Consider the following 20,182-nt stretch of genomic DNA (forward strand, 5'->3'; position numbering starts at 1 on the left):
GCTGACGCCTGGCTCACGTCTCCGATGGAGGAGCGCCGCGCCCCGACCGCGACCCCGAAGCAGCCCTTCGAAAAGGCCGGTGAGAATCAGCGCCAGTCGCTGATGATATCGACGAGTTCACGGAGCGGCCCGGTGTAGAACGGAACCTCCTCGCGCACATGAAGACGAGCCTCGGTGTTGCGAAGATCGCGCATGAGGTCGACGATGCGGTGCAGTTCCGGGGCTTCGAAGGCCAACAGCCATTCGTAGTCGCCGAGGGCGAAGGAGGCGATCGTGTTGGCCTTGATGTCCTTGTAGCCAGCAGCGGCCATGCCATGATCGCGCAGCATCGTGGAGCGCTCTTCGGGATCGAGGAGATACCAGTCGTAGGACCGAACGAAGGGGTAGACGCAGATGTACTTGCCCGGTTCGTCATCGGTCAGCAGCGCCGGCAGGTGTGCCTTGTTGAATTCAGCCGGGCGGTGCAGGCCCACGACCGACCAGACTGGTTCGAGGACTCCGCCCAGCATGCTGCGACGCACTGCCGAGTAGGCGGCCTGGACGAGTTCGACGGTCGGTGCATGCCACCAGAACATCACATCTGCATCCGCGCGCAGAGCAGAGACATCGTAGATTCCGCGGACGACGAGGCCCTGCTCCTTCAATGGGGCGAGAGCTTCGTGGAGCTCGTCGGCGAGTTCGGCACGGTCGGCGTCGCCGAGTTCGCCCGCCGAGGCGAAGACCGAGTATGCGATATATCGCGTCTCATTGTTCGCCTGTTCGATCTGCTCGTCTGTGGGGTGCGAGTATTCGCTCATTCCTGCTCCTTCTGCTGTGTGTCAGTCTTGCGTGTGCGTCAGTTCCTAAAAGGTGATTCTCCGGGCAACCGTCTCGGCCCGGTCGATGCAGGCAGGGATGCCCACACCGAAGTATGCCGAACCTGCCAGTTCGAGGCCGGCGATTCCGGCGATCTCCTCGTCGATTCTCGCCACCGTTTCGGCGTGGCCCGGCAGATACTGCGGCAGAGCATGTTCCCACCGGTGCGCCTCGGCCGCGATGAGCCGATCTGAACGGCGATCGGCGATGGACTGCCAGTCCGCGTAGGCGCGTGCGATGAGCTCATCATCCTCGCAATCCTGCCAGACTCCCGGCCCGTCCCCGTATCGCCCGATGCTCATTCGGATCAAGGCGGTGCCCTCAGGAATGCGCTCATGCAACCAGGGCCATTTGTTCGACACGAATGTCGAGGCCTTGATGAATGAGCTCTCTGTCGGTGGGACGAGGAAACCCGATCCTTCGAGTTCACGGTCCCCAACCTCGACGAGGGCCGGGATCAGAGCGGTCGAAGCGTAGGGCACGGATGCGAGCATCGAAGCGGTCTCAGGGGCCACCTCGGCGAGGAGATCCTTCGTCACATGCGCCGGGGTGGCGAGGACGACGCCATCGCAATCGACGACGAAGTCCTCAGTCGCCACTGTCCATCCGCCCCCGTCGGCTTGAACGGTCGTCACCTGCGTGCCGGTGTGGATGGTGCCTCCGAGTTCTCGGATGTGCTGCTCGAGCGCAGGGACAAGGCGGTTGATCCCGCCGACGAGACTCATGAACACCGGCTGCGGGCCTGCGCCCTCTGCGCCGGCTGCGGACTGTGCGTCACGCGCAGCGAGCAGGCTCTGAACGAGCTCGAGCACGGAGGTCCCCTCGAGAGCCGCCGGCAGCAGAGCGGGCACCGTCGACGCCAGCGACAGGTCACGACACCGTCCCGCATACACTCCCCCGAGCAGCGGGTCGATGAGCGTATCGACGAGATCGGCGCCCAGGCGGTCCGTCAGGAAGTCCCCCAACGACACGTCCGAACCCTCGATCGGGCCCGTGATGACCTCATGGGCTACTCGGTCACTGACGTCTTCGCCGAGGAGGTCCCTGACCTCGGCCGCGTTGCCCGGCACTCCCATGACGGTGCGTTTGGGAATCGGGTGGAGACACCCCTTCGACAGGACTCGCGAGCTGTGCGCCGCCTGGGGGAATTCGACGTCCAATCCGAGTTCAGCGGCGAGGTCCTTCGTCTCCGGGCGCCGGTACAGGCTGGCTTCGGCTCCGGTGTCGAAGCCCACCGGCACTGCCCCGGCCAAGGTCGTCGAGTGCAGACACCCGCCGAGGCGCGCGTCGGCTTCGATGAGGGTGATCTGATGGTCAGGTGCCAGACGATAAGCGGTGACGAGCCCGGAGATGCCTCCTCCGACGATCGTGATGTGACTCATCGCCTCAGCCTCGAGCGGACAGGATCTCTGCGGAGACGCGGTGGACCTCGGCCACGATCCGTCCGGGCACTTCGGGATCGGTGTCGGGGAGGACTCCGTGGCCGAGGTTGAAGACGAATCCTGCCTCATGTTCGAGCCCTTGCCTCACGATCTCCTCGATGCGCGGAGCCAGAGCCTCCCACGGGGCAAACAGCAGGGCCGGATCAAGGTTGCCCTGCAATGGCTGGCCCGGCTGCACGCGTGTCGAAGCATCGGTGAGGTCGACGCGGAAGTCGACGCCGACTGCAGTGGAGCCTGCTCGGGACATGGAGGTCAGGAGTTCACCTGTCTGAACACCGAAGTGGATGCTCGGCGCCTCGTGATGGCGCAGCGATTCGAAGACCGCGGTGGAGTGTTCGAGGACGTGGTCTTCGTAGTCACGTCGGGACAGGTATCCGGCCCAGGAGTCGAAGAGTTGGAACGCGGAGGCTCCGGCGCCCAGCTGCACGTCGAGGAATGTCGAGGAGATCCGAGCGAGCTTGCTCAACAGAAGGGAGAAGGTCTCGGGCTCCGCAGCCATGAGGGATTTGGACTTCTCATGGTTCTTGCTCGGACCGCCCTCGATGAGGTAGCTGGCAAGTGTGAAGGGGGCACCGGCGAAGCCGATGAGTGGAGTCCGCCCTGCCAGCTCTTCGACGATCCGGCCGATGGATTCCACGATGTCTGGGATCTGGTCGGGTTCGAGCTCTGCCAGTGCTTCGACATCGGCGCGACTGCGGATCGGATTCGCAATCACGGGCCCAGTGCCGGGGACGATCTCCACGTCGACGCCGGCCGCCTGCAGCGGGACCACGATGTCGGAGAAGAAGATGGCGGCGTCTACACCATGCCTGCGCACCGGCTGCAGGGTGATCTCTGAGACGAGGTCCGGGGTGCGGCAGGCATCGAGCATCGCAGTTCCTGCACGCAGCTCGCGATATTCGGGAAGTGATCGGCCGGCCTGCCGCATGAACCAGACCGGAGTGTGCGCAATCTGCTCTCCCCGCAGGGCGGGCAACAAGGTTGAAGTCATGTCCCCATCCTCCCATCTCGGGCGGATCGATGCCCATCGGATTCCGGTTTCAAGACGCTGCGTCTTGATCGCAGGCGCCGGTGAAAACTATTGGTCCCATCACGGCGTGGACGATTCACCTCCACCGTGGCCTGATCTATCGTGGCAAGTGTGGTCAACACCTCACCTCTCAATCGCATTCCGTCGGAGTTCTCCGCCGTGACCTCGGTTCTGCGCGAAGCTCGGAACACGAACAACGTCTCGATCTCCGAGATACCGGCGCCGGCTCGTTTGGCGCCGTATTCCTACGCGCTGGGTGCCGAGGTCAGTGCCGATGAGACTTTTCTCCGCGCCAGTGGTGAAGCGATCGACGAATTGGCCACGGGCCGCATCGTCGTCCTCTATGATCCCAGTTCCCCTGAGGAATGGGAGGGCCAGTTCCGTGTCGTGTCCTACATCCGCGCCGAGCTCGAACACGAGCTCGGCAATGAGACGATGCTCGGCACTGTGGCCTGGACTTGGCTCGAAGAGGCACTAGAAGCAAATGACTGCGAGGTCGTCGCCGCTGGAGGCACGACGACCCGCGTCCTCTCCGAGAGCTTCGGCACTCTTGCCGACCGCTCGTCCACGATAGACTTGGAGCTGCGCGCTTCATGGACCCCCGTGATCGCGGAACCGGAACTGATCGGCGATCACTTCGAAGCCTGGATTGATCTGCTGTGCACAGTTGCCGGACTGCCACCGCTTCCTGAAGGAGTTTCAGCCCTGCCCGGGCGACGTCGATGACAACCGAACTACCGCTCTTGGCCACACCCGCTCATGGCGTTCCGCCGCTCGTCGACTCCGATGCAGAATTCTCTACGGCTTGTGACGAGCTCGCACACGGGTCCGGCCCCATCGCCATCGATGCCGAGCGCGCATCGGGCATCAGATATGGCCAGCGCGCATTCCTGGTTCAGCTGCGACGCGCGAACGCAGGAACCTTCCTGCTCGATTCGGAAGTGCTTGCGGACCTCAGCCCTCTCAACTCAGCTTTCGGAGCAGATGAATGGGTCATACACTCAGTGACTCAGGATCTGCCCTGCCTGCAGGAGCGCGGCATGCGACCGGAGGCGCTCTTCGACACCGAGCTCGCTGCCCGCATGCTCGGATGGGACAAGTTCGGTCTGGCCGCCGTGGCTGAGAGGACTCTCGGCGTTCGCTTGGCCAAGGAGCATTCTGCCGCCGACTGGTCGAAGCGACCGCTTCCGAAGGAGTGGCTCAACTATGCCGCCCTCGACGTCGAGGTTCTGCTGCCCATCCGCGACATCCTCCGCGAGGCGCTCATCGATGCCGATAAGTGGGAGTTCGCTTCGCAGGAGTTCGAACATCTCCTTGATTTCGAGCCCAAACACTTCGCTGAGCCCTGGCGCAGGACGCACGGATTGACCAAACTCAAGTCACGCAAGGACATCGCCAAGGTGCGGGAGCTGTGGACTGCTCGCGATGAGATGGCTGCCGAGACCGATACCGCTCCATCGCGTATTCTGCGTGATCGGGACCTGGTCGCCCTCGCTCAGTCCCGAGTGCACTCAAGCGACGACATCATGGCAAGCTGGCCCAAACTCTCCCGCGCCGACTCCGGCCGACTCTACCGGGCCTACCGCAAAGCGACCCGACTGACGGCTGACGAGCTGCCGGGGCGAAGGGAAGTCAACGCGGCGCATACACGGTCGCCGTTCAGCCACACAGATATCAAGGATCGGGTCTCTGCTCTCAAGGCTGCCATGGCAGAGTTGGCCGAAGAGCACGACATTCCTCACGACGTGCTATTGCAGCCCGCCATCGTCAAGTCTCTCGGCGCTCAGCCACGAGTCGACGTCGCGGAGTTCCTCGTCGAACGCGGGGCTAGGCCATGGCAGGTCGAATTGAGTGCTCCGGTGCTCAGAGACGCCATCGAGACTTTGCCTGCAGCCTGAGGTTCTTGCCGGTCAGACGGCTCTGCGTGATCCCTGCTGGGCCCGGTTCCTGACCTCTGACGGCAGAATATGAAGGATCTCGGAGACGATGGTAGCCACGTCTAGTCCTGCATATTCGAGGATCTCGTCGCGAGTGCCCTGCGGCAGGAACTCATCAGGGGCACCGAGTTCGAGGACACCGACCCGCGAGTCAGCCGCCCGCAGGTCGCTGCGGATCTGCGAACCGATTCCGCCGACCTTGACACCGTCCTCGATGACAGCGACGAGGCTGTGCTCAACGGCCATGTCGATGACTCCGCCTGGCACAGGCAGAACCCAACGCGGGTCGACGATCGTTGAGGCGATTCCCTGGTCGGCCAGTTCTTCAGCCACTTCCTGAGCGCGCCCGGCGAACGGACCGACGGAGACGATGAGCACGTCTTTGGAGGAGCTTGCTGGGACCTCCCGCAGAACGTCGACGCCATCATCGAGACGACGCAGAGCTGGAATATCCGTGCCTACGCTTCCACGAGGGAATCGGATCACGGTCGGTGCGTCCTCGATGGCGACGGCTTCGGCCAGTTCCTCCGTCAGACGCGCGGCATCACGAGGGGCTGCCAGTTTGAGGCCGGGCACAATCCGCAGCATCGCCATGTCCCAGATTCCGTGGTGACTGGCACCGTCCGGTCCGGTGATTCCGGCACGGTCGAGGACAAAGGTGACCCCCTGGCCGTGCAGGGCCACGTCCATGAGCAGCTGGTCGAAGGCGCGGTTGAGGAACGTCGCATAGATGCACACGATGGGGTGCAGCCCGCCATAGGAGAGTCCCGCGGCCGAAGCCACTGCGTGCTGTTCGGCGATGCCGACGTCGAAGACCCGCTCCGGGTACGCCTCGGCGAACTTTGCGAGGCCGACCGGCAGGAGCATCGCTGCAGTGACGGCGACGATGTCATCGCGCGTCTGTGCGATCTGGAGCACCTCTTGGCCGAAGACGGACGTCCATGAGGTCTGCTTCGACGGCGTCGACCTGCCGGTGAGCGGATCGATCACGCCGACGGAGTGGAACTGATCAGCGTCGTCGTTGAGAGCCGGGTCATAACCCTGGCCCTTCTGTGTGATCATGTGCACGATGACGGGTCCGCCGTCGTATTGTTTGGCCCGCTGGAGGGCCTTTTCGACCATCGGCAGGTCGTGTCCGTCGACCGGTCCGAGGTACTTGATGCCGAGCTCATCGAACATTCCGGCCTGCTCCGCGCTGACCATGTCCTTGAGGCCTCGTTTGACCCCGTGGATGGCACTGTAGGCGGCGCGTCCGGGTACGCCCGACTGCCGCAGGGTCGATTTGCCCCAGGACAACAGCTTCTCGTATCCCGAGGTCGTGCGCAGTTCGTCAAGGTGCTCAGCGAACCCGCCGACCGTCGGCGCATAGGAGCGGCCGTTGTCGTTGACGACGATGATGAGCTTGCGAGGGGGTGTCGACTTGTCGGCTGCAATGGTGTTCAGCGCTTCCCAGGCCATACCGCCGGTGAGTGCTCCGTCTCCGATGACGGCTACGACGTGGCGATCGCTTTCGCCCTTGAGCTGATGCGCCTTGGCGATGCCGTCGGCCCAGGACAGTGATGCTGAAGCGTGGGAGTTCTCAATGACGTCATGTTCGCTCTCGGCCCGGCTGGGGTAACCGGAGAGCCCATCACGCTGGCGCAGACTCGAGAAGTCCCCCATGCGTCCGGTGAGGAGTTTGTGAACGTAGGTCTGGTGACCGACGTCGAAGAGGATCGTATCGTGAGGAGACTCGAACACTCGGTGGAGACCGACAGTGAGTTCGACCACGCCGAGGTTGGGGCCGAGGTGTCCACCTGTGCCGGCGACGGCCGTGACCAGGTAGTCCCTGATCTCCTTCGCCAGAACTTCGCATTCGGCATCGTCGAGTTCACGCAGCTGTGATGGCGAGTTCATCGACTCGAGGAATGTCATTCTGCCTCGCTCCTGAATGCAAAATAGTTGGTCTGATACTGCAATTTCCGCTCGAATCATCTTAACGCCTCACGATGCAGAGTTGGTCCACTCGAGGGTGAGGCAGGCACTGATTGTGTCTGGTTACACTCCCTCGGGCGTTCCTCACCGCTGTCTGATCCCGCGTGTTCTCACGTCCAACCACATAGCCGCTTAGGTGTGTACTCTGCACCGTCTTCGCCCTCGGCACCCTCGGATCGTCTTCGCCCTCGGCACCCCGCACCGTCGGCGCCATAGACACCATCTGCAGAGGGTGTTTTTGAAACTGCCGGTACCTGATGCGCAGCTAACTGGAGGAATTGGCCGGATGTGCAGGCAGCAGCACCGACGGTGAGAAACGCGACTGAAGTAGGACAAGGGTGGGCTGAAGCCAGAACCTGCCACGCAGGAGCCGAAGCTTGGGAGTTCCGTCCACGACGAAGGCCGGCGGGTTGAACCCACCGGCCTTCGTCAATCAGCGTTGCCGTCGAAGAGGCAACAGCCTGAGATCAAGCAGTCGCGAGCTGACGCAGCACGTACTGTGACGTGCTTCGATAGCGCCTTTTAGCGTCATTTCACCGGTCCGGCGTCGATTCTGATTCCATCGATGGCACAAACCCCCTGGTCAGAGGTACTTTGTGAAACACCAATAGGCACTACCCTGCAGTTGGTGAAGCACCTCCGTCGACATACTGCGGTTACGGTACTTGCTCACCAATCACTATTTGACGGGTATTCCCCCAGCGGAAGCGGCCGACGAAGTGCCTTCCGCCGTCCACTAATTCCAATGTCAGAAGCCGACGGTTCCTCGTTCGCTACCCTCCGAACTCTTTTGGCAAGACCTACGAACGAACGGGGTCTCCTTTGACCTCATCGCGGACCTCTTACGGGTAAGGCTGAGTCATGCTGGCAACTTTTCCAGACTTCCATCCAAACAGCAGCGTTCCACCACGGGCGACGTCTCCGTCGCCGAGCAAGGGTGGCTGGTTTTAGCGACGGAGGCCGCAGCCACACTGATTGGTCGCGAGGAGCCCCCGACCGTAACTCCAGTCGCGGGTGAGATCGGTATCGATCAGAGTGGCCCGTCGCATCTGATCAAGAGCGCGGTCGACATCGGTTACTTGACGTTGACCAACATTCCATCCGATCGCCGCAGACGTGGGGCTGACGCAGGGTTTGGTGACATCTAATCTGGCTTGTTCACTAGCAAATGTCTTCTGATCAGATCCGCGAACCGACTAGGCGAAGTCACTTGGTTACGCACGCTTGCTAATCATTTGCGATCTTGGATTGGCGACCGCTAGACCCAACTTCCGGTCAGCCGAAAGCCATAGTCCGACTGCAAGCCGAGGTCCCGCTGAGGACGCCAGCCAACTATCACTAGGTTAGAAAATACAGTCGACTACGTTACATGGGCGCAATGCGTGAGTGTAGATTCTCACGACCGCCGACTAATGAACTTGAGAAACATGGGCAACGAGATGAGTGCTATCACGGCAGTCGCAGCGACATAGATACCTGTGGAGAACGGCGTGTACTCAGTGGCCCAAGCCATGAATGCTGGCGTCATTCCTGCGAAGAAGATGCCGACTATGTTGTACGACAATGATGTCCCAGTTGATCGGACGTGCGTTGGAAAGATCTGTGCGATACCGGATGGAATGATCCCCGCATATCCTGACACCGCGACACAGATGACCACGTGAACGATAAGAAGCATTGGTAATGTCGGTGCACTGTGCAGGATGACGAGTCCGACTATCGGCACGACGCCGACGACGACGATCGCCGCAGTCAGTGCTCTTCTGAAACCGATCTTCTGCGCGATGACGGCCGACCCGACACAGGCGAAGATCATCGCGATGTTTCCGAGGAGTGAGGCGAGGAAAGCATTATTGGCAGTGAAGCCGAGTCCTGTCACTTCCATCGAGTAGTAGGTCGGTCCGAAGATTACGAGCGCGTAGACGCTGACATGCCAGACGATCGCCATAAGGCCGGCAATGACCATGTTCTTCCAGTATTTGACGAACAGCGTTCGAATGGGTTTTCGAACCTCTTCGGAGGCATTCTTCTGCATGTCCGCGAACTCTTTGGTCTCGGAGAGTTTGGACCGGATGTACAGCGCGACGGGGATGATGAGCAGACCGATGAAGAAGGGGATGCGCCATGCCCACTGAGTGATCTGTTCATCGGAGAAGAGGGACGTGATTGCGAGACCGATGACGGCCGACAGCGCGTTGGAGACACCCATGGTTCCCTGCAACCATCCGACGACCTTGATCTTCTGGTCTGCTGGAGCCTTTTCCACGAGATAGGACGTAGCACCTCCGATTTCGCCGCCGGCAGAGAACCCCTGCAGAAGACGGCCAACGAAAAGGAGGATAGTTGCACCGACTCCCAGAACCCCGATTGGAGGTGCAAAGCAAATGATGAATGTGCCTGCCGCCATCAATGTCACTGTGAGCATCAATGTTGCTTTACGGCCTTTGAGGTCCCCGTACGCGCCGAGATAAAGTGCACCGAGTGGTCGAGCGACATAACCGACGCCGAAGACGATGAATGTGCTGATGAGCCCGCTTACCGTATCACCGGTACGGAAGAAATTTGCGCCGATGTAAGCCGCGAAAAATGCGTAGCTTGAGAAGTCGAACCATTCGAGGACGTTACCTGCCATCGAACCCGCGATGACTTTTCTAAGTGGTTCCTCTTCGTCGCTTTCATTTTTGCGATTCACTTCGTCGGCTGCCTGCTTGCTGAACATAATTCTCCTATCGTTCTGCACACCGATGTGCGGAACTTCTCAATCATGAAAACTCACGAGTCGTGATGGTCCTAGTGCGTTATCGCACTGCGAGAAAATCAGGATCCGTGTGAGAAGACTCGACGTCGGCGAGCCGGATCGTTAGCCTTCCTTCGGAGATGTCGCCGGTGATTCCACTCCCCCAGTACTCGCTCAGCTCAAGGAAGTCGTGCAATATCGATGCAGCCTCGTCTCCTTGGGCAATTCTTGGCCGACCTCGTCCTTGCGGCTTCTGTCCGAGGTCCAAGGTCACTGGATATATCTCGAGCGATGCCAAGTGATCGTCATCAAAGTTCAAAACCGGGACGATGGTCTTCCAATACCATTCCTCCGACGGAAATCCTTTGGTATCCAGTTCTGTCCTCGCGTCGAAGATCTGACTGGTCGTCTTCGAACCAGGAATTCGAAATGTCGAGTAACTATCGGATGGCAGCTGTTCGACGAGTTCATTCTGGCCGACGAAGTTGCCGAGACTGTAGAAGATCGGCTTGCCTCGGTAGATCTCGAGCGGTCGCAAGAAGTGTGGACCGTGCCCGAGTACGACGTCGGCTCCGAACTCAATTGCTTTGTGAGCGAATTCGACGATGAACTCCGCGGGATCGGTGAGGTCGTCACCCTGCTCATGTGAGTGAATCGAGACGATGACAACATCGCTCCGACGCTTGGTTTCGCCGACCCAGCGCTCCAGGTTCTCGAGCGTCTCTGCGGTGCATTTGGTGGTGATTCGGTTTCGGGTCGATGGAGTGAACGTTCCGTTGAGGAATGGCAGGTCCGCTGGGTCTGCTGGAGGAAATTCGAAACCCAGTTTGATCTCGCGTCGACGACGGTCCTCGAGTCCAAGATCTTCTGCAATCGTGCGCAGTGCGGAATAGGCGTATTCATCGAGTTCGTAGCGAGTTTCGAAAGCTATGGGGTTCAGCCCTGGGCGGCCCTGGAGATCAGGGCGTTGCGCGCTTGCTTCGTGTCCTGAAGCATACGTCGCAGAATAGGACAGCAGACCGACGCTTCCGTTCTTCGTGTCGAGGTACGCGGGCTGCCGAGCACCTTCGAGATGCTCCCCCACACCTGAGAAGGCCAAGTTTCTGACTCTCATCTGTCTGATGACCTCAAGCAGGCCAGTGACCCCGTAGTTGAGCGAGTGATTGTTTGCCGCGGAGAAGAGATTGAATCCGAAGTCCGTCAGCTCGTCGAGCATCTCGTCTCGGCACCCAAAGTGTGCCCCGCCGGATTCCTTGGTCGGGTATCCGACGAAATTTCCAGGCAAGCATTCGAGATTGGTGAATGCGACGTCGGAATTCTGCACCAGCTCATAGAGTTCGTTGGACCCACGCTGATTGGTTCGCAATCCTTTTCGCATGACAATGCTGTCGCCAGTGACAGTGATCTTCTTCATTACGCGCCCACCTGCTCGAGCTTATCGAGACGAATGAGCGTCTCTGCCAACGTATGGATGCCGACGGCGATGTCATCCGTCGAGGTGTATTCGTCGGGCCGGTGGCTGTGGCCATCGACGGAGGGCACGAAGATCATGCCCATCGGCCCAAGATGAGCCATGTGCGCAGCATCGTGACCGGCTCCCGAGGGCACGGACATCCAGGTGTAACCGAGCTCTTCTGCGGTGGTCGCGATATTGTCCTGCAGAGCTGTACTCGCAGGTACGGGGTCTTGACTTGTCAACCACTCAATGAACTGGGAGACGCCTCTCTGCTCCGCGATTTCTCCGATGCGTTGAGCGATTTCTCGTTTGGCCCCGTGAAGCCATTGCGCGTCGGTTGACCGGATTTCAGCCTGAATATGCGTTTCGTTGGGCACCACGTTGAACGAACCTGGCCACGACTCGATGTTTCCTGTCGTCGCCACACCGTGGGTCGGGGCACCGCAGCCAGTGCGTTCGACCGCGAGCACGGATTCCGCAGCGGCGACAAGCGCGTCGTGGCGAGAATTCATCGGCGTCGCCCCCGCATGGTCAGGTTCACCGATGAACTTTGCCAGCAATCTATCGATGCCGGCGATGGCAGTCACAACGCCAATCTGCTTGTTCTCGCGTTCCATCGATGGTCCCTGCTCAATATGGAGTTCGATGTAGGCGTGAAGCGAATTGGGTTTCCAGGCATTGCATAGTGCGCCGTCAGCGTCCAGCCCATACTGCGTAATGGCGTCCCCGAGCTTTTCGGAGGATTCGTCCGCGAGCAATAAGTGGTCCCGAGTCAGACGGCCTGACATCGATCGCGATCCCACGCAGGCGACGCCGAATCGATTGGGTTCCTCGCCGAGGAAGTCGATGACGTATAGATCGTGCTCGAGCGTGACCCCAGCTTCGCGCAGGGCGCTGACCGTTTCGATAGCTCCGAGAACTCCAACCACACCGTCGAACCGTCCTCCGTTGCGGACCGTATCAGTGTGGGATCCGGTCATGATCGGCTTGAGGGTCTGTCCGCGGGTGGATGCCATCCCCGGAAGATGGCCGACGATATTGCCGGAAGCGTCGAATCGAGTTGTGAGTCCAGCGTCTTCCATCTTGCGGCGGATGAAGTCTCGAGAGGCCTTATACGGCTCGGTGAGGACTTCACGTGTCCAACCGTCGTGCGCGTCATCGGTGAATACGGAAAGATCATTCAGATTCGCTTCAAATGAAGCTATGTGGAAGTTGAGGTCATGTTTCTTCATTGTCAGTGTCCTGTGGATTATTTGGGTTCCAAATGAAACGTGTGTTCGCTGTCGCCAACTTGGCGGTCAGATCATGGCTGCTCTGTTTGAGGACCTGGACGAGGATGCTGATGTCTCTTGGCATCTGTGATGATGGCGCGACTAGGGACAGGCACGCGATGGCTTCCCGACCGTAGAAGACCGGGACGCCCACGCCGGCCCAGCCAGCTTGGACTTCCGCCAATGTGTGGTCGTACCCACGAGCTTTGATCGTTCGGATCTTCTCGTTCAGTGTCTGAGCGTCGGGTGTGTTGGCCGTGTACTTCTTTTGGGTGCTCTTCTGAACACGGTCGACGACGTCGGGTGACGAGTACGCAAGTAAGGGGGTCGCTGACGCAGCTGCGTACAGTGGTCGTGTCTCTCCAACACGGAAGACCGGCGAACCGAAACGCCCGGCATGCACGCCGTCCAGTGTCAGAGCCAAAGTATTCACTCGCACCGTTAGCAGCGACGTCAGCCCGCTCGAAGAAGCAAGCGTCCTCAACAGTGGTGCGGCAAAGATCACCAGGTGCTCGTTGCCACCAGCATCAGTATCGGTCAGCCGCCCTCCCGCGTGGATCGCTCCGTCAGTTTCAATGACAAACCCTGCATTCTGCAGCTGACGGATTATTCGGTACGTCGTCGCCAAAGGGAAGTCTGCGGCGTCGGCGAGTTCCTTGATGCTCGAGCCCGACATCTTCGAGGAGAGGTAAAGAAGACCCAAAGTTCTCGCTATCACTGCGGAACCCTCGTCACCGGTGTTGAGAATTCGTTCGAACTCGCCGTCCACAACTACGTCACCTTCTGGTCTGCAGCTCACCAGAACCCGAGCTGACTTGACCCGTTTGAGCCGAATAGATCTCCTTGCCACGAAGAATAGTCTTCTCAACGCGACCGCCAGGACGCATTCCGGCGAACGGCGTCCATCCAGCGTTCGACTTCTGCTCTTCGTCAGTGATTTCATAGTCACTGTCGGGGTTGTAGAGGACGAGATCGGCGTCGTAGCCAATAGCGATTCGACCCTTGCGATCACCTAGACCGAATCGGTTCGCTGGTCCCTCGGATATTGCTCGAACGACGTTGTGGAACTCTCCTGACGGATTCGGATCATTCTTGAGCGCCTGTCCGAGTGGCACAATTCCCAGAGTCTGTACTCCGGGAACCCCCGAAGAGTTCTTCAATACCTCGGGATTGGACTTCTTATCCATCTGCCACGGAGCGTGGTCCGACGAGATAACAGGAACTAGCCCATTTCGGATCCCCTCCCAGAGTCCGTCGACGTGATCTCGGGAACGTAACGGGGGGTTCACTTTGAGCCGTGCTCCCTGCTTCTTCATGTCATCTTCAGTAAATGTCAGGTACTGAGGACAGGATTCGAGGGTAATGTCGGCTCCGTCATTTCGCCACCACTGAGCGAGCTTGATCGCACGGGGAATCGACATGTGGCACAGATGCAGGGCGGCACCCTTGTCGGCCGCGATCTCCATCGCGGTGAGTACACCGAGCGACTCTGAGACCGGCGGGCGGGTGATGACGTGCGTCATCGGGTCGAGTGGGTTCTCCCCCTGAGCTAGGGCGGAGAGTTCCTGCACGATCTCATTGTTCTCGGCATGAACGCACAGTGTTGTGTCGTTCGCGGCAATCGCGGCCATGGTGTTGAGCAGCTCGGCATCGCTGGTTCGAGGGAAACGATTTGAATCAGTGTGGAATGTCGAAACTTTGAATCCGATCGCACCGGAGTCGACCATGCTGTCAGCTTCGCGCCAGCCTCCTCCTGGCCACAGAGTTCCGAGGAGAGCGACGTCAACGTTGGCCTCGTCGTAGACGATGCCCTGTTTCCGTTTGAGAATCTCGGCGTCTTTGACTGGACCGCTAGCGTCGAAGGGCATCTCGACAATGGTGGTGACACCGCCGGCTGCCGCAGCTTGTGTGGCGGCGTCGATGCCTTCTCCTTCTTCGGAGTAGCAGTGGACGTGGGCGTCGACGAAGCCTGGAAGCAGGAAGGCTTCCCCACCATCAATAACGTGACTCGCATCGACGCCCGCGAGTGGGTCGTCTCCGAATATCACGTCGACGATTTGTTCTGCGTGGATGATCACAGCTCCCCGCCGGTAGTTTCCATCAGTGTCGGCGAGCTGTCCAATGACTGCGCTGTCTATGCTTTGGTTCATGTAGACAGTTCACACTCATAATGAGAACCGAGACAATGCGATTCGCATGGCGTGAGAAAACCGTGCTCTCAGAACACTTCTACCTCACCCACGTCGACCTATAGCTCGTCATCGATATGTACCCATTCGAAGTCAGCGTTTCCTCAGTACGTCACCATGCCGATTCTCCGTGACCTTACCGTCTACTACTGCAAAATTGCCCCCGATGAGCACTGTCGAGACTCCGCTAGCAAGTTGCCAAGAGTCGTCACAAGTCGAGTTTTCGCGGTCTGTCTCTGGATTGAATATTGCCAGGTCAGCAATGTTTCTTTGCGCAATAAGACCGCAATCATTCAACCGCATTCGTTCGGCAGGCTAGCTAGGGCATGTCTCCTTTATTGGTGAAGCACCTCCGCTGACATGCTTCGGTTACGGTAGTTGCCCCCGTTGCCTGTAAGTTGCCCCAACATCCGTCAAGATAGAAGGGATCACTGGCCTGAGAGTCCTGGCATGTTTTATGCCCCCAGTCATCATGAACCGGCGCGTCGATCCGGGAATCCCTATTCACCTAGCTTCAATTTCACGCGCCGCCCTCGTGCAAGGGATCGACTCCAGCGGACAACAGTTGCACGTCGGAAGTCCGCAGAGGTCAGGTAATGTTGGACAACAAGTCGAAACGATTCTAGATCAGCAAAGGAGCCTGGTCGTCGTTTTATACAGTGAAAGAGGTCACCAGGTGAGAACCAGATCCGTTCACTTTGAAGCTTTCAAATCACTGTATGACTTCACTACAGATCTGGATGACCTCACGGTTATTACGGGTGCTAACGGCTCCGGGAAGAGCAACCTAGTTGACGGACTGGTGTTCATCAGCAATGCCTATTCACACGGGCTCGAGCTGGCAGTTAGTCATGGAGGAGGATACGAAAATCTTGCTCATCGGCGCACTCGCCGTGCCAAACGGCCAATACGACTCACGGTTGAAGTAGAGCTAGCCTCTGAGGAAGTCGCCGAGGGACTGCGCTATTCAGGGCGGAGGAACAGAGCCCGCGATGACGACAAAACTCGCTCTTCGGCTCCGCCACTTATCGTTCGTCACGATTTCGCGTTTCGTGCAGTATCGCAAACACTTACGGCGGATTTCGAGGTAACGCAAGAATCACTAGCGGTGTTGAACATGGATGGTCGCATTCTTGCGACGATCGTCCGAGGTGGTGATGGCCGTATAACTGTCAAACGCGTAGACGACTCACAATCAAATGCCGATTTGCTGGACGACATACTTTTCCTATACGAGCGAGATGGGCTCCTTGCCGAGGTGAAACCGGACCCTAGCGACCTAATTGTAGGTAAGGCCTTCTTCATCGATATTTTCGGGCAGGTTTCGCGTTTCCTAGCTTCTATCCGAGTTTTCCAGTTGTCGCCGCACACGTCCCGCCTACCAGGGGTCGCATCCCCTAGGGCACAGTTGGAACTTCACGGGGAGAATCTTCCAGGAGCGGCCGACTTCCTCCGCCGGAATCACAATGAAGCGTGGACCAACGTCGAATCCGCCATGCGTACTATCATGCCAACACTCGAAGGTGTCTCAATCGCCTACACAGAAGACAGAAGGATCTCTGTTCAGTTCCGTGAGCGAGGAGTCGGTCGCCCGTGGAATTCGTCCGAAGTTTCAGATGGCACGATTCAGGCGTTCGCGCTCTTAGTGGCCATATTCGATCCTAGGGCATCGATCTTGGTCATTGAGGAGTTAGAGAACGCCTTGCATCCTTGGATCCTGAGGCAGCTGCTCCAAATTTGCCAGGAATCGCCCCGACAAATACTGCTAACCAGTCATTCCCCAGTTCTCCTGACAGCTGTACCGCCCGGTTCGGTCAATCTGATGTGGCTGGAAGAGGGGCGGAGTCAAATTGCTCAACTCGCAACGATGGATTCCGAGATCGCGGACCAGGTACTTGACGGAGAGATCACCATCTTCGAATTACTTGACAGCGGCGCTGTAGAACAGTCGCTCCCGCGGGGCCTTGGGTGATTTGCATGAAGACAATGATTGTTACTGAGGGCAGGGGTGAGTTCTCAGCGTTTAAGACTATGTTCAAGTCATTGGAAACTTCCGATGGTGCATTAGCTCCGAGGATCCTACACATCGCTTGTCAACCGGACGGACCGATCAAAGGTATCGCTAAGGCCTGCGAACCTGCCATGAGACAAGCTAGCGCGAGGAAGATCGATCTCTTCGTCTTAGTCATCGATCGGGAGCTTCAGCAGCTCAATCCAGGCACGTTAGCTAAAAATCTGAAGTCGGCGCTTGAAAAGAGTAGCCCTGGGACCTTTTGTATCGAAGTTGTCTACAAGGACCGCACTTTTGAGAATTGGCTAGTTTCCGACCTCGATGCACTTCGCAGTCAGCCAGCTCGCTTCGCGGTTTCCGATGCGATAGTTCGACAGGTTGAGCCCAACAAGGCCGACCGAGTGCAGGCTCTCGATATACTAAAGGCTGCGACGCAGGGCAAACAGTACGACAAGATAGCCGATGGCAAGAAGATTGCGGACCGACTCGGCGTAATGGCGGCGGCGAGAAACAGCCGAAGTTTTAGACACATGCTCCATGTACTCGGGCACGTTGCGTACTTAGATCAATCGAAGTATCCCGCATCCATGTCCTAGGCCTCGCACAACTTGCACTCTCCGTTGTTGAATTTGCTACACCTTGGCCAAGACAAGGGCGAGGGAATATCGAAAGTTCAACGGACCCATGCCGGTCAGAGGTGTGAACGCTTTGTTCGCGAATTACCAAGCCAGCGCCCGCGTCATTACCCAGTCACGATCCCGTCGATGTGCCTCTCTCAGCGAGGTTATTCACCGACGACTTCAAAACGCATGAGGGTGATTCCGGCGTGGACGCACTCTTGGCCTGGTCCAACTTCTGGCATCGATACTTGCGATGCCAGGACAAGGCATGGTCATGGATGCCGTTCCCTCTCATCGAGCAACGAACATGGATGAACTAAAGGGGGCGTCGGGAGCCGGACAGTATTGAGAATCGCAGGTATTGAGAGAAGCACAGATCACGATAATGCCACCGATTCAGACGAACCATGCCGATACGGACATTGGGCATCCAGTCCCCTCTACTTGATCCCGTAAGGGTCGCCCTGTCGCTGCCGGTAGTCGCCGATAAACCCTGCGACAGCCGTGTACGACCGACCAAGGATCTGGGCACGTTCCGCGATAGATAAATCTAAGCGCGTGTACGCAACCACAGCGTCTTCGCGAGTCCAAGGCCGCCACTGATTCGTTGCTAAAGACCGCCCGAACTTCCCTACCGCAGGCTTGACTCCCCATTCCCGGAACCACTTCCCCAAAGTTGACTCGTTCGCACCGGTCGACTGGGCAATGTCGGCGATGCTTTCACCAGCCACTCGACGCTCAGTCACATCGTCACACACGCGTTCTTTGGTCTCACGCGTTGTGTACCGTCGAGTCGATTCTGGACTCATCCCACGCATGTAACGCGCGTAGCACCGCTTGCAGAGACCCCGAGCCACTGGAGCACGGTCGCACCACACGACGGCGCACACGCTCATTCTGTCCTCATCTTCGAGACCATGCCCTTCACGTTACCTGAGGGTCTAGCCCCCGGACACGACACGACCCCCCGCTGCTCAGCTCACACTAAGTGGTGGGGCCTTTCGTCGTAACCGATCAAATCTTGCCGGCCATAATCCTACGAACAGCTAGCAGTTGTTTCTCAGCCACACCGCACCGTGCCTCGCAGTGCAACTTCGAGGTGATCGTTTCCCGAGATCCGAAACCGGAAACTGGTGCTTCATCAATGAGTGGGCTCTTGCATTTAGGGCAGGGATACTGAGCGGTCTTCATGAAGGTGACTACTTTCGAAAGGTGCCAAACGGTGATTGCCGCGACACGAGCTGAGTGAATTCATGCTGACGCCTTCGCAAGCATGTGGCCACAGACCTCCCTGTGCCTGCCTCTATTCTAACCGAGTGAAAATTTGGCGCTTTCGATACAGGTACTTCGCAAGATCGTGTTTGATTGCCACCCGATCGTGCATTCGTAGCAATCGCGCTCGTCGATGTTCCATACTGTTGTGAACTACGAATAAGGAGGTGAACGTTGAGTCCAGAAGAATATCTTCGATTGACTGGCAGGATCTCGGGCATGGCAGACGCCCTAGGCCCCACCGGCAGCGCCCGCTTCGTGGATGAAGTTGACGAAAAATTCCGGCGAATCTACGAAGACGATCAGGAGTAGAGATTCTGAGTGGCTATCGGCCTTGGGCTTCCTTCCACTCTTTTGCATCTCAGCTGCGAGGGCACATTGCCTTCATTTCGCACGGCTACATCTGCTCACTTACGGTCATGCACGAGAACCAGCTGGAAGACATGTGCACCTATATTGCGTTTTCATCAGTATTCACTTATCGGCACGCCGCACCGATGAGTCCAAATTTCGCTCCGCCATCGCATGCACGCTCGACTTTCAGAGCCTTGCCCATTCCTAAGTAGATGAAGGACTCATAGCTTTGGGCGGCCACCAGTCTTCGTCTTGCCAGATAGAATTGGCAGGTACCGATTCTCAAGGAGCATATTTCTATGGCTGGTCGTCCTCGTTCGATAATGGAGACCGCATATGCGGACATCAAACATCGGATCATGGTGCTCGAGCTAGAGCCGGGTATGCCGATCGATGACATTAGCATCAGCAAGGAGCTTGGTGTCAGCAGGACTCCGGTGCGTGAGGCCCTCTTCCGCCTGTCGACGGAAGGTCTCATCCTTTCCGATAGCGGCAAGAGCGGATTCTTCGTTCGGCCCATGGACCTGGTCAGTGTGTCAAACCTGTTTGAAGCACACATGGTCACCGCGCGTGCCATCGCACGCCTCGTAGCTGTCAGGGCGACGAGGGAGAATCTCGACGAAATGAAGACGGCGGAGCAGGCGGTCGTCAGGGCGATCTGGGATGAGGATCCTGCCGCTGTCGCGTCCACGAACGCCCATCTCCATCGGTTGGAAGCAACATCGTCGAAGAATTCGTTCTTGGAGAGCCTTGCACTGTCGATTCACGATCACGGTCAGCGAATTGGGTTCCTCGCCTTTGGTGGACGGACATCGTGGGATCTGCTCCGGGACCATTTTTCTAAGGTCCAAGGCGATCATCACGAACTCATCGCTGCGTATGAGGCCCGTGACCCAGATCTTGCCGAAGAGATCGCAGGCCGGCACGTTCTATTGTTCCGTGATCGCATCATGGCATTCATGAAGATGGATACCGTCAATGATGTGAATCTAGGAGGAGACATCCTGTCGTCGGCCCGCCTGGACTGACGACAG

Annotated in this window: 14 protein-coding genes; 5 read left to right on the top strand and 9 right to left on the bottom strand. The window is 58.4% G+C overall.

Annotated features, from left to right (window positions below; translation table 11 throughout):
• Positions 1–86 precede the first annotated feature (86 nt).
• Genes hemQ through hemE form a run of 3 tightly spaced genes read right to left on the bottom strand, consistent with a single transcriptional unit; the run spans position 87 to position 3,288 of the window.
• On the bottom strand, positions 87–797 hold the full coding sequence (gene hemQ / locus ACE03M_RS07455) for a hydrogen peroxide-dependent heme synthase (protein ID WP_143921871.1): 711 nt from the start codon (positions 795–797) through the stop codon (positions 87–89).
• Positions 798–842: 45 nt separating this feature from the next.
• Entirely contained in the window at positions 843–2,237 is a 1,395-nt protein-coding gene (gene hemG, locus ACE03M_RS07460; protein WP_485933329.1) for a protoporphyrinogen oxidase, read from the bottom strand.
• A 4-nt stretch (positions 2,238–2,241) separates the two neighbouring features.
• Positions 2,242–3,288: a uroporphyrinogen decarboxylase gene (gene hemE, locus ACE03M_RS07465; RefSeq protein ID WP_485933330.1), complete on the bottom strand. Its 1,047-nt coding sequence runs from the start codon at positions 3,286–3,288 to the stop codon at positions 2,242–2,244.
• A gap of 150 nt (positions 3,289–3,438) precedes the next feature.
• Here hemE and ACE03M_RS07470 point away from each other — a divergent pair, with 150 nt between their 5' ends.
• Both ACE03M_RS07470 and ACE03M_RS07475 read left to right on the top strand, forming a co-directional pair.
• Positions 3,439–4,053, top strand: coding sequence for a DUF3000 domain-containing protein (locus ACE03M_RS07470; protein WP_143921874.1), 615 nt, complete (start codon positions 3,439–3,441; stop codon positions 4,051–4,053).
• Positions 4,050–5,225, top strand: a complete 1,176-nt coding sequence (locus ACE03M_RS07475) for an HRDC domain-containing protein (protein ID WP_485933332.1) — start codon at positions 4,050–4,052, stop codon at positions 5,223–5,225. The genes ACE03M_RS07470 and ACE03M_RS07475 overlap by 4 nt, the downstream gene beginning before the upstream one ends.
• A gap of 12 nt (positions 5,226–5,237) precedes the next feature.
• Here the strand turns inward: ACE03M_RS07475 and dxs are convergent, their stop codons facing one another.
• The 6 genes from dxs to ACE03M_RS07505 form a co-directional block, all read right to left on the bottom strand.
• A complete protein-coding gene (gene dxs / locus ACE03M_RS07480; RefSeq protein ID WP_143921875.1) occupies positions 5,238–7,178 on the bottom strand; it encodes a 1-deoxy-D-xylulose-5-phosphate synthase in 1,941 nt (646 codons plus the stop codon).
• A gap of 1,456 nt (positions 7,179–8,634) precedes the next feature.
• Positions 8,635–9,957: an MFS transporter gene (locus ACE03M_RS07485; RefSeq protein WP_143921876.1), complete on the bottom strand. Its 1,323-nt coding sequence runs from the start codon at positions 9,955–9,957 to the stop codon at positions 8,635–8,637.
• Positions 9,958–10,036: 79 nt separating this feature from the next.
• Complete coding sequence (locus tag ACE03M_RS07490) at positions 10,037–11,389, bottom strand: CapA family protein (RefSeq protein ID WP_485933333.1); 1,353 nt, start codon at positions 11,387–11,389, stop codon at positions 10,037–10,039.
• On the bottom strand, positions 11,389–12,663 hold the full coding sequence (locus ACE03M_RS07495) for a M20 family metallo-hydrolase (protein ID WP_485933334.1): 1,275 nt from the start codon (positions 12,661–12,663) through the stop codon (positions 11,389–11,391). The genes ACE03M_RS07490 and ACE03M_RS07495 overlap by 1 nt, the downstream gene beginning before the upstream one ends.
• The gene (locus tag ACE03M_RS07500; RefSeq protein ID WP_143921879.1) at positions 12,650–13,471 is read right to left on the bottom strand and encodes an IclR family transcriptional regulator; all 822 of its coding nucleotides are present in this window, start codon (positions 13,469–13,471) and stop codon (positions 12,650–12,652) included. The genes ACE03M_RS07495 and ACE03M_RS07500 overlap by 14 nt, the downstream gene beginning before the upstream one ends.
• 7 nt (positions 13,472–13,478) lie before the next feature.
• Positions 13,479–14,852 carry a dihydroorotase gene (locus ACE03M_RS07505; protein WP_485933336.1) on the bottom strand — a complete coding sequence of 458 codons (1,374 nt, stop codon included), beginning with the start codon at positions 14,850–14,852 and terminating at the stop codon, positions 13,479–13,481.
• 715 nt (positions 14,853–15,567) lie between these two features.
• Here ACE03M_RS07505 and ACE03M_RS07510 point away from each other — a divergent pair.
• The 3 genes from ACE03M_RS07510 to ACE03M_RS07520 all read left to right on the top strand — a co-directional run bounded on the left by ACE03M_RS07510 (position 15,568) and on the right by ACE03M_RS07520 (position 20,176).
• Entirely contained in the window at positions 15,568–16,863 is a 1,296-nt protein-coding gene (locus tag ACE03M_RS07510) for an AAA family ATPase (protein ID WP_485933338.1), read from the top strand.
• Between the two features lie 5 nt (positions 16,864–16,868).
• Positions 16,869–17,498, top strand: a complete 630-nt coding sequence (locus ACE03M_RS07515; RefSeq protein ID WP_485933339.1) for a DUF4276 family protein — start codon at positions 16,869–16,871, stop codon at positions 17,496–17,498.
• A gap of 1,949 nt (positions 17,499–19,447) precedes the next feature.
• A complete protein-coding gene (locus ACE03M_RS07520) occupies positions 19,448–20,176 on the top strand; it encodes a GntR family transcriptional regulator (protein ID WP_485933340.1) in 729 nt (242 codons plus the stop codon).
• Positions 20,177–20,182: the final 6 nt, after the last annotated feature.

This window comes from Brevibacterium sp. AGC70, from assembly GCF_057334195.1.

Excerpts from the sequence above, each read along its gene's own strand:
- hemQ (WP_143921871.1), bottom strand. The coding sequence starts at position 797 with ATGAGCGAATACTCGCACCCCACAGACGAGCAGATCGAACAGGCGAAC.
- hemG (WP_485933329.1), bottom strand. The coding sequence starts at position 2,237 with ATGAGTCACATCACGATCGTCGGAGGAGGCATCTCCGGGCTCGTCACC.
- hemE (WP_485933330.1), bottom strand. The coding sequence starts at position 3,288 with ATGACTTCAACCTTGTTGCCCGCCCTGCGGGGAGAGCAGATTGCGCAC.
- ACE03M_RS07475 (WP_485933332.1), top strand. The coding sequence starts at position 4,050 with ATGACAACCGAACTACCGCTCTTGGCCACACCCGCTCATGGCGTTCCG.
- dxs (WP_143921875.1), bottom strand. The coding sequence starts at position 7,178 with ATGACATTCCTCGAGTCGATGAACTCGCCATCACAGCTGCGTGAACTC.
- ACE03M_RS07485 (WP_143921876.1), bottom strand. The coding sequence starts at position 9,957 with ATGTTCAGCAAGCAGGCAGCCGACGAAGTGAATCGCAAAAATGAAAGC.
- ACE03M_RS07490 (WP_485933333.1), bottom strand. The coding sequence starts at position 11,389 with ATGAAGAAGATCACTGTCACTGGCGACAGCATTGTCATGCGAAAAGGA.
- ACE03M_RS07495 (WP_485933334.1), bottom strand. The coding sequence starts at position 12,663 with ATGAAGAAACATGACCTCAACTTCCACATAGCTTCATTTGAAGCGAAT.
- ACE03M_RS07505 (WP_485933336.1), bottom strand. The coding sequence starts at position 14,852 with ATGAACCAAAGCATAGACAGCGCAGTCATTGGACAGCTCGCCGACACT.
- ACE03M_RS07515 (WP_485933339.1), top strand. The coding sequence starts at position 16,869 with ATGAAGACAATGATTGTTACTGAGGGCAGGGGTGAGTTCTCAGCGTTT.
- ACE03M_RS07520 (WP_485933340.1), top strand. The coding sequence starts at position 19,448 with ATGGCTGGTCGTCCTCGTTCGATAATGGAGACCGCATATGCGGACATC.